This window comes from Aeromonas sp. MdU4 (assembly GCF_041929505.1).
In the GTDB taxonomy this organism is placed as follows: Bacteria; Pseudomonadota; Gammaproteobacteria; order Enterobacterales; family Aeromonadaceae; genus Aeromonas.
The window spans coordinates 44277-56225 of sequence record NZ_JBHFMW010000009.1; the positions used below are offsets into that span (position 1 = coordinate 44277).

General features: G+C 60.4%; 9 protein-coding genes and 2 tRNA genes. 7 read left to right on the forward strand and 4 right to left on the reverse strand.

Annotated features, from left to right (window positions below; all coding sequences use genetic code 11):
- Positions 1 to 12 precede the first annotated feature (12 nt).
- Positions 13 to 1143, reverse strand: coding sequence for a NapC/NirT family cytochrome c (locus ACE1BR_RS05985; RefSeq protein WP_374868485.1), 1131 nt, complete (start codon positions 1141 to 1143; stop codon positions 13 to 15).
- 277 nt (positions 1144 to 1420) lie between these two features.
- Here ACE1BR_RS05985 and ACE1BR_RS05990 point away from each other — a divergent pair, with 277 nt between their 5' ends.
- The 3 genes from ACE1BR_RS05990 to ACE1BR_RS06000 all read left to right on the forward strand — a co-directional run bounded on the left by ACE1BR_RS05990 (position 1421) and on the right by ACE1BR_RS06000 (position 5981).
- A complete protein-coding gene (locus ACE1BR_RS05990) occupies positions 1421 to 3385 on the forward strand; it encodes an ATP-binding protein (RefSeq protein ID WP_374868487.1) in 1965 nt (654 codons plus the stop codon).
- Between the two features lie 57 nt (positions 3386 to 3442).
- The gene (locus tag ACE1BR_RS05995) at positions 3443 to 3937 is read left to right on the forward strand and encodes a response regulator (protein WP_374868489.1); all 495 of its coding nucleotides are present in this window, start codon (positions 3443 to 3445) and stop codon (positions 3935 to 3937) included.
- Between the two features lie 67 nt (positions 3938 to 4004).
- Positions 4005 to 5981, forward strand: coding sequence for a DNA topoisomerase III (locus tag ACE1BR_RS06000; RefSeq protein WP_374868491.1), 1977 nt, complete (start codon positions 4005 to 4007; stop codon positions 5979 to 5981).
- A 114-nt stretch (positions 5982 to 6095) separates the two neighbouring features.
- Here ACE1BR_RS06000 and ACE1BR_RS06005 read toward each other — a convergent pair whose 3' ends face one another.
- Together ACE1BR_RS06005 and ACE1BR_RS06010 are read right to left on the reverse strand one after the other, a co-directional pair.
- Complete coding sequence (locus ACE1BR_RS06005) at positions 6096 to 7451, reverse strand: TrkH family potassium uptake protein (RefSeq protein WP_374868493.1); 1356 nt, start codon at positions 7449 to 7451, stop codon at positions 6096 to 6098.
- The gene (locus tag ACE1BR_RS06010; RefSeq protein ID WP_374868495.1) at positions 7448 to 8101 is read right to left on the reverse strand and encodes a potassium channel family protein; all 654 of its coding nucleotides are present in this window, start codon (positions 8099 to 8101) and stop codon (positions 7448 to 7450) included. Before ACE1BR_RS06010 ends, ACE1BR_RS06005 begins: the two co-directional genes overlap by 4 nt.
- Before the next feature lie 127 nt (positions 8102 to 8228).
- Between ACE1BR_RS06010 and murB the strand changes: the two genes are divergently transcribed.
- Positions 8229 to 9266 carry a UDP-N-acetylmuramate dehydrogenase gene (gene murB, locus ACE1BR_RS06015; protein WP_374868497.1) on the forward strand — a complete coding sequence of 346 codons (1038 nt, stop codon included), beginning with the start codon at positions 8229 to 8231 and terminating at the stop codon, positions 9264 to 9266.
- Complete coding sequence (birA, locus tag ACE1BR_RS06020; protein ID WP_374868499.1) at positions 9263 to 10228, forward strand: bifunctional biotin--[acetyl-CoA-carboxylase] ligase/biotin operon repressor BirA; 966 nt, start codon at positions 9263 to 9265, stop codon at positions 10226 to 10228. The genes murB and birA overlap by 4 nt, the downstream gene beginning before the upstream one ends.
- 81 nt (positions 10229 to 10309) lie before the next feature.
- Here the strand turns inward: birA and coaA are convergent, their stop codons facing one another.
- Positions 10310 to 11248: a type I pantothenate kinase gene (gene coaA, locus ACE1BR_RS06025; RefSeq protein ID WP_374868501.1), complete on the reverse strand. Its 939-nt coding sequence runs from the start codon at positions 11246 to 11248 to the stop codon at positions 10310 to 10312.
- Positions 11249 to 11511: 263 nt separating this feature from the next.
- On the opposite strand from coaA, the gene ACE1BR_RS06030 reads away from it, so the two are divergent.
- Positions 11512 to 11596 (forward strand) — tRNA-Tyr (locus tag ACE1BR_RS06030).
- Between the two features lie 38 nt (positions 11597 to 11634).
- Positions 11635 to 11709 (forward strand) — tRNA-Gly (locus ACE1BR_RS06035).
- Positions 11710 to 11949: the final 240 nt, after the last annotated feature.

Here is an 11949-nt window from a genome sequence, read left to right on the forward strand (position 1 = left end):
TCTGTTCCAGCCTTAGTGGGCCGCGCTCATGTCACTGGCATGTTTCTGGACATACTGGGTCAGCATGCGAGCCTGTTCCGGGGTCAGGGAGGTACGAGATTCCATCCCCTTGATGACGCCGATCCACTGGTTGGCGTTGAAGTGATCCAGCGCGGTGAGGCCGTGGCAGCCGGTACAGTTGTTGGACATCAGGTTGGAGGCGTATTGCCACAGCTTGCCCTGATCGCCGATGAGCTGGGTCTGGTCTACCCAGGCGGTCAGCTTGACCTGATGCCAGGTGAGGTTGGTGGCGCTGTCGGTTTCGCTCTGGCCGGTGACCAGCGCTTTCTTGGCGGCATCGCCGACCAGTACGCTGAGGATCCGTTTGCCCGGTGCGGCGTAGAACACTTCGCTCACGCCATCCTGTTGCCAGCCTTCGATCTGCACCTTGGCGCGGCCGTTTTCGTTGGCCAGCACGTCCACCTTGGTGGAGGGCATCAGGGTGCCTTCGTCTGTCTTGGCGGTGGCATCGAGGAACAGCGGGGTGGTGGCGATGGCGTAACGGGTGGTGACGTTGGCCGGGGTCTGGGCCGCAGCCTGCGCCAGCTCGCTGGCACCGGCGGCAGCCAGGCCGCTCATGTCAGGCATGATGTGGGCGACACCGCGGTGGCAGTCGATACAGGTCTGGCCCTCCTTGATGGCGACCGGGTGCTCGGCGCGGGCATTGGGGCGCTGGGCCAGAATGTCCATCGCTGCATAGCTGTGGCAGCTGCGACAGGTGGCAGAGTCGTTGGCTTTCAGCTCGTCCCAGACGGATTGAGCCATCCGCAGCTTGTGGGCTTCATACTTTTCCGGGGTATCGAGGGTGCCGATCGCCTCGTGATAGATATCCTTCACGGCGCGCACCTTGGTCCAGAGGTAGGAGGTGGGGTCACCCGGAATGTGGCAGTCGGCACACTCGGCGCGGATGCCCTTTACGTTCTGGAAGTGGACGCTGCCCTGGTATTCGGCCAGCGGAGTCTGCATGGAGTGGCAGGAGACGCAGAATTCGGTGGAGCTGGTCTTGTGCAGCACGGTCACGGTGACACCCAGTGCAGCGACACCCAGCAGGGCCCCGAGCAGCAGGAGCCAGAACCAGGTTTTTCTTATCAGTTTTCCAATCATGGCGGCGTTTTCCTACGGTCATTTTTTACCAACATAGTAGTAGTGCAATGGTAGTAGTAATGGGAGGAGCAAGGCGTTGACCTCCATCATGGTTTATATTTCTTGATTGCCGTCACACTTTGTTTTTTATTTTGATATTGACTTATTTTTGGAATTAACGGCAATTAATCGCCGATTGGTCTGTTTTTATGCTTTCCGTGATAGCTGTTAGCCCCCTCGCAAAAAACCACCGGATTCGTTGATATAGTCGGAATTGAGCCTCAACGGAGTGTCGCTGATGAGCCCTTTCTCACTGTTGTGTGTTGCTGCGGATGTGCAACTACTGGCTGAATTTGAACAGGAGTTGGCCCCGCTGCTCGGCCATTTTGCGCTGGTGGTGGTGGTTGGTCAGGAGTCGGCCGAGCTGGCCCTCGATGAGCTGGAGCGCAAGAGACAGCCTCCTGCCGTGGTGGTATGTGACAGTGATCTGGGGGATGGCCGCGGCGCCGACTTTCTGATCCGTCTCGGCAGTCGCCACGAGGCGTGCCGCAAGATCCTGCTGGGCAGCCAGCTTGAGATGAAATCGATCATCGAGGCGGTCAACCTTGGCCGTCTCGACTACTACCTGCAGCGCCCCTGGCGCGATGGCAGCCTGCGCCGGGCCGTTATCGAGCAGGCGGGCCATTTTGTACTGCATCATCCCGAGGCCGATCTGCTGAGTTATGCGACCGTGCTCGACAACCAGAAGTTGCTGCGGGCTCATGTCGATCGCCAGCTGGCGGAATATCGTCAGGGCTTTATGGATTACACCCACTGCAGCGATGAAGAGCTCTCCCGGGTGGTGATCGATGGCCTTTACCAGTTTTTCGATGGTAACGACGAGGCGCGAGTCTGCCGCCATTACAGCCCGGGCCATGTGTTGACGCGGGAAGGGGAGCCCAACAGCTTCCTCTGGTTTATCGCCAAGGGGGAGGTGGTGCTGCGCAAGCGGGATGAGCAGGGGATCGATCAGGAGGTGGTTCACTACCGCAGCGGTGCGCTGGTGGGGGGTATGTCCTTTGTGACCGGCGAGCTCGCTTTTACCACCGGGGTGACTCTGACTGGCGCCGAGGTGATCAAGCTCGACAAGATGCAATTTTCCCGGGTGATGCAGGCGCGCAGCGAACTGCTTCCCTCTTTCACCAACCTGCTGCTGCGCCACTTCAACCGTCGTCTGCAGAACAGCATCCGCACCGAGATGCGGCTGCAGCAGACCCTCAACTCCCTCGATGCTGCTCATGCCCAGCTGGTGGAGAGCGAAAAGATGGCGATGCTGGGCCAGCTGGTGGCCGGTGTCGCCCATGAGCTCAACAACCCGGTGGCGGCCATCATCCGTGGTAGCGAGACCCTGCGTGCCGCTATCCCCGATCTGGTCAATCTTGACCTGCCAGCTGCCATCAAGGGGCTCGGCAACCAGACCCTCTGTCAGGCGCTGGCCTCCCAGCCGGTGTCGACCAGCGAGATCCGCGACAAGACCCGCCAGGCCGAGGCGCATTTTGGCGATCGCCAGCAGGCTCGGATGGCAGTGCAGATGAATCTCGATGGCGAGCTGAACTGGCAGCGCTGGTTTGCCGGTCGAACCGCGAATGAGCGAGCCGCCATATTGGCTCAACTGGAGTTATTCCAGCAGACCGGCAGCTTCTTGCGCAATATCGAGGTGTGTGCCCGCCGCATCGGCGATCTGGTTAAAAGCCTCAAACAGTACGCCCGTCAGGATCGGGCCGACCCCTCGCTGGTGGATTTGCACGAAGGGCTGGAAGATACCCTGATGATGTTTGAGAACCGCCTCAAGCACCACGAGTTATGCAAGGAGTATCAGCCCTTGCCGCTGGTGCGCTGTCATCCCGCCGCCTTGCAGCAGGTGTGGACCAATCTGATTGCCAACAGTCTGGATGCCATGAGCAGCCCGGGACGACTCACCATTCGTACCGCCCTGTCAGAGCCCGGTTGGGTGATGGTGGAGGTGGAGGATAGCGGTTGCGGCATCGAGCCCGAGCTGTGGCAGCGGATCTTCGATCTCAACTTTACCACCAAGCGGGAGGGGCACTTCGGCCTTGGCATTGGCCTGAGCGTTTCGCTGCAGATAGTGCAGCAGCACCATGGCCGGATCGAGGTGGAGTCTGAGCCGGGTCGTTATACCCGGATGCGAGTCTGCTTGCCGCTGGATGGCATGGGTCAGGCCAGTTACGGGGGCGAACCTCGCCCCAACGAGTATGCGGCCTGAACGGACGCATCTGCCAAGCGATGGCGTGCCGAGTCATGCCGCCAAGAAGGAGAAACCATGAAGCACTATTTGATCCTGTGTGTGGATGATGAGCGCGAAGTGCTCGATGCCGTGATCCATGATTTGGCCCCTTTCCGCTCTCACTTCGAACTGGAGGCGGCCGAGAGCGTCGACGAAGCGCGGGAGGTGGTGCACGAGTGGGAAGAGGAGGGGGGCAAGCTGGCGCTGATCCTCTGCGATCACATCATGCCGGGGGCGCTGGGGGTCGACTTTCTGGTGGAGTTGAACCGGCGTGCCACCACCCGTGCCAGCCGCAAACTGCTGCTGACCGGGCAAGCGGGGCTGGAAGCGACCGTCGAGGCGGTCAATCGCGGCGGGCTGCACTACTATCTGGCCAAACCGTGGAAGCTCGAGACTTTGCAAGAGGCGGTGCGCGAGCAACTGACCGACTACCTGCTGGCAGAAGATGGCGACCACGCCTTCCACTATGCGCCGCTGCTCAATCAGGCGCGGCTGTTTGCCGCTATCCACGATCACCCGTTCGACGAATAGGGGCAGTTGGGCTTTCGCGGTGGCAGTTGTATACTGTCTGCATATACAGTATTGCAGGTAGCCACCGATGCGACTCTTTATCGCCGAGAAGCCCACGCTGGGCCGTGCCATTGCCGATGCCCTGCCCAAACCCCACAAGAAGGGCGACGGCTTTATCGAAACTGCCCAGGGGGATGTGGTCACCTGGTGCATCGGCCATCTGCTGGAGCAGGCCGAGCCCGATGCCTATGACGCCGCCTTCAAACAGTGGCGGATGGAGCACCTCCCCATCGTCCCCGCTCAGTGGCAGCTGGTAGCCAAACCCAAGACCAAAACCCAGCTCACCGTCATCAAGCGGTTGATCAAGCAGGCCGACTGCGTGGTCAATGCCGGTGACCCGGACAGGGAGGGGCAACTGCTGGTGGACGAGGTGATCGATTTTCTCGGCTACCCGAAAACCAAGCCGGTGCAGCGCTGCCTGATCAGCGATCTCAACCCGCCCGCGGTGCGCCGCGCCCTCGACAAGCTGCGGGACAACAAGGAGTTCGTGCCGCTGGCGGTCTCCGCGCTGGCCCGCAGCCGGGCCGACTGGCTCTATGGCATCAACATGACCCGCGCCTATACCCTGCTCGGGCGCAAGGCCGGTTGCAGCGAGCTGCTCTCGGTCGGTCGGGTGCAGACCCCGCTGCTCGGGCTGGTGGTGCGGCGGGATCTCGAAATCGAGGCCTTCGTGCCCAAACCCTTCTATGAGGTGCTGGCCCATCTGCTGACCGACGGCAACGAGCGCTTCACTGCCAAGTGGCTGCCGTCCGAAGCCTGTCTGCCATGGCAAGACGAAGAGGGGCGGGTGCTCAACCGGGCGCTGGCCGACAAGGTGGTGAGCCGGATCAACGGCCAACCCGCAGAGGTCGAATCGGTGGAGGAGCAGGCCCGCAAGCAGGCGGCGCCGCTCCCTTATAACCTCTCCAGCCTGCAGATCGATGCCGCCAAGCGCTTTGGCATGGATGCCAAGCGGGTGCTCGATATCTGCCAGAGCCTCTACGAGCGGCACAAACTCATCACTTATCCGCGCTCCGACAGCCGCTATCTGCCGACCGACCACTTCAAGCGGGCCGAGCAGGTGCGCGGCGCCATCGCTGCCACGGCTCCTGCGCTGGCCAAGGCGGTTGCCGAGGCTGATGGCAAGATCCGCAGCAAGGCGTGGAACGACAGCAAGGTGGATGCTCACCACGCCATCATCCCCACCGAGAAGCAGGGTAACCCCGCCACGCTGGGGGCCGATGAGGCTAAGCTTTACGGCCTGATTGCTCGCCAGTACCTGCTGCAGTTCTATCCCCCGTTCGAATACAACGACAGCAAGGTACTGCTACGCATCGCTGGCGGCCTGTTTCAGGCCAAGGCGCGGCGCATCCTCAAGGCGGGTTGGAAGGCATTGCTCGGGGTGGAGGAGGATGACGACGAAGAGAAAGCGGGCACTCTGCCCGCCCTGAAAGAGGGAGAACAACTGCTCTGCGAGCGGGGCGAGTTGCAGGAGAAGATGACCCAGCCGCCCAAGTCGTTCACCGATGCCACCCTGCTGGCGGCCATGACCGGCATTGCCCGCTATGTGCAGGATCCCGAGATCCGCAAGACCCTGCGCGACACCGATGGTCTCGGCACCGAGGCAACCCGGGCAGGCATCATCGATCTGCTGTTCAAACGCCGCTTTCTGGTGCGTCAGGGCAAGAGCATCAAAGCGACCCCGACCGGGCGGGCGCTGGTGCAGGCGCTGCCTGCCACCGCCACCACGCCGGATATGACGGCGCTGTGGGAGCAGAGCCTCGGCCAGATCGCCGAGCGCCACGGTAGTTACCAGCAGTTTATGGGGCCGCTCACCGAGCAGTTGCACGGGCTGATTGAGGGGGCGCGGCAGGATTCAGGGGCCAGCTTCAGCGCCCTGCCGAAGGAGGCGCCGGGTGCCAGCAAACGGCGCTTTACCAAGCGCAAGAGTCCGGCGGCCAGCGGCGCTGGTGCGACCCCTCGCAAGAGTGCGGGCAAGCGACCAGCCAGAAGCAAGGCGGCCTGACCGTGTGAGGGCGATGCTGGCTGATGTGCAAAAGCCGCCAGCGGAAAAGAGAGAGGGGCCATGGGCCCCTCTCTTGCTGTTGTTCCCTCGCTCGGTATCTTGGCGCTGTGGCACTTAGCCGGTGTAGACGCTCTCTTCCGGATACTTGATGCGGGTCTCGCTCGGGCGGGCCAGCATAAAAGCGAGGGTGAGCGGGCCAAGACGGCCGCAGATCATCACCAGCACCAGAATGAACTTGCCCGGGCCGCTCAGGCTGGGGGTGATGCCGGTAGAGAGGCCGACGGTGGCAAACGCCGAGATGGTTTCGAACATGATTTTGTCGAATGGTAGGGCGTCGGTGATCATCAGCAGGAACATGGAAAGCATCAGCACCATGGTACTGACGATGATGATGGCCAGCGAGCGGGTGACGATCTGGGGTGACAGGGTGCGGCCGAAGGCGGTGACATGGGGGCGCTTGGTCAGAAACGCCTTGGTCGCCAGCAGCACCACGGCAAAGGTGGTCACCTTGATACCACCACCGGTGGAGGTAGCGCCTGCCCCGATAAACATCAGCATCATCATGAAGAGCAGGGAGGCGGGCACCATCTGGCCGATGTCGATGGAGTTGAAGCCCGCAGTACGGGCACTGGCAGACTGGAAGAAGGCCGCCAGCAGTTGGCTCCCAATCCCGGCTTGCCCCAGCGTGCCCGGGTTGTTGTGCTCCAGCAGCCAGAAGACCACGGTCCCCAGCAGCAACAGTGCCGGGGTCATCAGGAGCATCAGCTTGCTGTGCAGCTTCAGCTTGCGCCAACGGCGGTTGCGTACCAGATCGACGATAACGGTAAAGCCAATCCCGCCAAGGATCAGCAGGCCCGCGATGGTCAGACTGATGAGGGGATCGTCCCGATAGCTCATCAGGTTGTTGGCAAACAGTGAGAAGCCTGCGTTGTTGAAGGCCGATACCGCATGGAAGAAGCTGACGTAGAGGCCGTGAACCCAGCCCATTTCGGGCACCCAGCGGATCGCCATCAGGCCGGTGCCGATAAGCTGGGCGATGAAGGCGAACAGCACGATGCGCTTCACCAGCTGAATGATATTGACCGAGCCCTCCTGTCCCAGCGCCTCTTTGGCGAGTACTTGCTGCCGCAGGCCGACCCGTTTGCTGAAGATGGCGATGAGCAGCAGGGTCATGGTCATCTGTCCCAGCCCGCCGATCTCCATCAGAATGATCAGAAAGATTTGCCCTTGCAGGGTGAAGGCGGTGCCGGTATCCACCACCCCCAGCCCGGTCACGCAGATGGCCGAGGTGGCGGTGAACAGGGCGTTGATAAAGGTGACTTCCCCATTGTGGCTGGAGGGTTGCACCAGAAAAATGGTGCCAATCAGCAGGATGATCAGAAAACTGCCGAGGATCAGCTTGGCCTCGCTCCAGCGGGAGTCCTGCTCCCGATGCAGCGCAAAGGCGTAGCTGCTGCGCCATTTGATCATAGGGTTTCGAGCCAGTGGTCGATGGCGTGCTTGTTGCCCGCCAGGATCAGGATGTCACCCAGTTGCAGCTCCATCTTGCCGGTCAGCACGTTATGCAGTACCTCGCCGCGCTTGATGGCAAGCAGCTGGAAGTCGCTCTGCTGCAGCAGATGGAAGTCGCTGAGGGCTTTGCCGTTTTGCTGCAATCCGATGACGAATTCGGTCAGCACCATGTTGTGCCCCAGCTCCAGATAGTCGAACAAGCGGTTATCCAGCATGCTCTGGGCGACGCGGCGGCCCATGTCCCACTCCGGGTTGATCACCTTGTCGGCGCCCACTTTTTGCAGGATCTTGGCGTGGAACTTGTCGCGCGCCTTCACCCACACCTTCTTCACGCCCGCTTCTTTCAGAACGAGGGTGGTGAGGATGCTGGTCTCCAGGTTGTCACCGATGGCGACGAATACGATATCGAAGTTGGCCAGTCCCAGCTCGGCGACGGTGGCTTCGTCAGTGGCATCCGCCACGATAACGTGATTGCAGAGGGCGGCGATTTGCCGGGTCTTGCTCTCGTCGATATCGATGGCCAGTACTTCGGCATCTTGCCGTTGCAGCTCTTCACACAGTGCGCTGCCAAACAGGCCCAGGCCGATGACGGCAAACTGGTTGTTCATGAGTTATTCCTCAACAGTTGAAGCTGTCTACTGTAAACCACTGTTATTGCCCCGAAAAGGGTTCGGGTTTTTCGTCATGGGGTAACTTGAGGTAGACTGCGCCCTTGCACCAAGCCGGGATAGACAGATGAAACTGAATGCCAACGCCTCCTTGTTGAAGCTCAACACCCTTGCCCTCGATGCTTATTGCCTCTGGCTGGCCGAGGTGGAGCAGGTTGCCGATCTGGCCACCTTGCGTGCCGATCCGCAGCTCAACCAGCTGCCGCGCCTCAATCTGGGCGGCGGCAGCAACATGCTGTTTACCACCGATTTTCTCGGTCTGGTGGTGCTCAACCGGCTCAAGGGTATTACCGCAGAAGATGGTGGCGATCACTGGCTGCTTCATGTGGCGGCAGGTGAAGATTGGCATCAGCTGGTACGCCATGCCTTGCAGCAGGGCTGGTTCGGGCTGGAGAATCTGGCACTGATCCCCGGTACGGTCGGTGCGGCGCCGGTGCAGAACATCGGTGCCTACGGGGTCGAACTGGCGAAATTCTGCGCTTATGTCGAGGCATTCAACTGGCAGAGCGGTGAGATTGAGCGGATCGCGGCGGCAGAGTGCCGCTTCGGCTATCGCGACAGCATCTTCAAGCACGAGTATCAGGACTCCCATCTGATCACCGCGGTCGGCCTCAAGCTGCCCAAGGTGTGGCAGCCGGTGCTGGGCTATGGCCCGCTGGCGGCACTCGGTGATACTCCCTCGGCGCAGGCCATCTTCGATACCGTCTGTGCCACCCGCATGGCCAAGCTGCCGGATCCCGCCGTCCTCGGCAACGCCGGCAGCTTCTTCAAAAATCCGGTGGTACCTGCCGCGCTGGCCGATTCGCTCAAACTGAAGTATCCGCAGATGCCGCTCTATCCGGCGGGTGAAGGGCTGGCCAAGCTGGCGGCGGGTTGGCTCATCGATCAGTGTGGTCTGAAAGGCTTCGCCATCGGTCGTGCCGCTGTTCATCAGGAGCAGGCGCTGGTGCTGGTCAATCTGGGGGGCGCCAGTGCCATGGAGCTGATCGCTCTGGCGGCCCATGTGCGCGACAGCGTGGAACAAAAATTCGGGGTGGTGCTGGAGCATGAGGTGCGTTTCATGGGGGCACAAGGTGAAACCTGGCTTGACGAGGTGCTCTCATGACTCTGACCCCTATCCGACAGACCCTGATCACCCTGCTCAGCGACGGCCAGTTTCACTCCGGTGAACAGCTGGGCGAGCAGCTTGGCATCAGCCGGGCGGCGGTGAGCAAACACATGGCGGCGCTCAAGGAGCTGGGGCTGGATCTGTTCAGCCTGACTGGCAAAGGCTATCGGCTGGCGGTGCCGATGGCGCTTTACGATAAAGAGCAGTTGCAGGCGCTGGCCCCGATGGCGCCGGTACGCTGCTTCCCGGTCATTGGCTCGACCAATCAGTATCTGCTGGAGCGGGTTAATGAGCTGCGTTCTGGCGAGAGCTGTCTGGCCGAATGCCAGACCGCCGGGCGTGGTCGGCGCGGCAAGCCCTGGGTCTCCCCGTTTGGGTGCCAGCTGATCCTCAGCATGTACTGGCGGCTGGAGCAGGGCATGGCGGCAGCCATGGGGTTGAGTCTGGCGGTCGGCGTTGCCGTGGTGGAAGCGCTGGAATCCCTTGGCTATCCCGGTGTGGAGCTCAAATGGCCCAACGATCTCTACTATCAGGGACGCAAGCTGGCGGGCATTCTGGTGGAGATGAGCGGCAGTGCTGGCGCCAGCTGTCATCTGGTGATCGGGGTCGGGCTCAATCTGGCGATGCCCGCCCGCGAAGGGGAGAAGATCGATCAGGCCTGGGCCGAGCTGCGCCACATCAATCCGGAGCTGGTCGACCGCAATGAGCTTGCCGCACGGATGATCGTCTATCTGCAGCAGGCGCTGCAGACCTTCGAGCAACACGGTCTGACGAGCTTTGTCGATCAGTGGAATCGGCTCGACCATTTCGCTGGTCGCCCCGTCCGTCTGTTGATGGGGGATCAGGAGATCCGCGGTATCGCCCGTGGTATCGACGATCGCGGTGCCCTGCGGCTGGAGACGGGCGAAGGGATAAAATTCTATCTGGGGGGGGAGCTCTCCCTGCGCCGGGGTGACTGAGGGCCAGCAAGGCTGCTCATGATGCCAAATAGAAGAGGGGGCCTGCGGGCCTCCTCTTCGTTATCTGACCAACCGCTACATTTACTTGCGCAGCTTGATCTGCTCGATGGCGTGCTCGTTGCCTTTGGTCATGATCAGGTTGGCACGTTCACGAGTAGGCAGAATGTTTTCCTGCAAATTCAGGTAGTTGATGTCTTGCCAGATATTGCTGGCGATCCGGGTCGCCTCACTCTCAGCCAGTTTGGCGTAGTTATGGAAGTAGGAGTCGGGATCCGAGAAGGCGCCACTTCTGAACTTGAGGAAGCGTTCGATATACCAGGTGCGCAGCAGTTCGGCCTCGGCATCTACATAGATGGAGAAGTCGACGAAGTCTGACACGAAGACCCGATGGGGCTCCTGGGGGTAGTCCATGCCGCTTTGCAGCACATTGAGCCCTTCCAGGATCAGAATGTCCGGCTGCTCCACCACCTTCTTCTCATCGGGAATGATGTCATAGATAAGGTGGGAGTAGACCGGTGCCTCGACCTTCTCGTGACCGGCGCGAATGTTGGCGACGAACTCTACCAGATGGCGGATGTCATAGGATTCCGGGAACCCCTTGCGGCGCATCAGGCCACGCTCTTCCAGCACCTTGTTGGGATAGAGGAAGCCGTCGGTGGTGACCAGCTCCACCCGCGGATGTTCCGGCCAGCGCTCCAGCAGGGCCTGCAGAATACGAGCCGTGGTGCTTTTGCCCCCCGCCACGCTGCCAGCAATGCTGATGATATAGGTGCCCTTGCCGCGGGACTGGCCGAGGAACTGCTCCAGTACCCGACTACGGCGCTGCTTGGCTTTGACATAGAGATTGAGCAGGCGGGAGAGGGGCAGATAGATCTCTTCCACTTCCCGCAATGACACCTTCTCGTTAATTCCGCGCAGGGTCTGCAGATCGTGTTCGGTCAGGGTCAGGGGGACCGAATCGCGCAATAACGCCCATTGATCGCGGGTGAATTGCAGATAAGGGTTATGCTCTGTCGTCATGGTGTCATCACTGTTTCTTGGGCACGGCGACCATACACCAAGGGGGGGGGAGCGACAAGGGACGTAGCAGGATTGGCTGATTTCCCCGCGCTTTTTTGCAAACTTCCCTGCAATAAAGCGTATTTAGCCCGGTTCAATGGTTGCATCCCCCAAATCCTTACAATAAAATGCGCGACGCTTGGATGTCTGTCGTCTTTTTGCCGTGCAAAAGCGATAAAAACAACGGGTGCAAGCAGAATTACCGTTGTGACAATCTGGCATCTGGAGGGGTTCCCGAGCGGCCAAAGGGATCAGACTGTAAATCTGACGGCTCTGCCTTCGAAGGTTCGAATCCTTCTCCCTCCACCATATTTCTCTGCGGTTTGAGTTCTTTGGGTTAGAGAAATGCGGGCATCGTATAATGGCTATTACCTCAGCCTTCCAAGCTGATGATGCGGGTTCGATTCCCGCTGCCCGCTCCAAGATGCTGATATGGCTCAAGCGATACCAAGAGCTGCACCTTCGGGTGAAGTCGGCAGTCGAATCTGCCTGTCAGCACCAGCCTCTCTTCCCCATCAGATTCAAATCCATCATATAAACTGTTCTGTGGTTAGCTTGCCACCGCGTACTCAGCGTTAGTTTAGAGGGACGATCATGTCTAAAGAAAAATTTGAGCGTAATAAACCGCACGTTAACGTGGGTACCATCGGCCACGTTGACCA

Excerpts from the sequence above, each read along its gene's own strand:
- birA (WP_374868499.1), top strand. The coding sequence starts at position 9,263 with ATGACTCTGACCCCTATCCGACAGACCCTGATCACCCTGCTCAGCGAC.
- ACE1BR_RS06000 (WP_374868491.1), top strand. The coding sequence starts at position 4,005 with ATGCGACTCTTTATCGCCGAGAAGCCCACGCTGGGCCGTGCCATTGCC.
- coaA (WP_374868501.1), bottom strand. The coding sequence starts at position 11,248 with ATGACGACAGAGCATAACCCTTATCTGCAATTCACCCGCGATCAATGG.
- murB (WP_374868497.1), top strand. The coding sequence starts at position 8,229 with ATGAAACTGAATGCCAACGCCTCCTTGTTGAAGCTCAACACCCTTGCC.
- ACE1BR_RS06010 (WP_374868495.1), bottom strand. The coding sequence starts at position 8,101 with ATGAACAACCAGTTTGCCGTCATCGGCCTGGGCCTGTTTGGCAGCGCA.
- ACE1BR_RS06005 (WP_374868493.1), bottom strand. The coding sequence starts at position 7,451 with ATGATCAAATGGCGCAGCAGCTACGCCTTTGCGCTGCATCGGGAGCAG.
- ACE1BR_RS05990 (WP_374868487.1), top strand. The coding sequence starts at position 1,421 with ATGAGCCCTTTCTCACTGTTGTGTGTTGCTGCGGATGTGCAACTACTG.
- ACE1BR_RS05985 (WP_374868485.1), bottom strand. The coding sequence starts at position 1,143 with ATGATTGGAAAACTGATAAGAAAAACCTGGTTCTGGCTCCTGCTGCTC.
- ACE1BR_RS05995 (WP_374868489.1), top strand. The coding sequence starts at position 3,443 with ATGAAGCACTATTTGATCCTGTGTGTGGATGATGAGCGCGAAGTGCTC.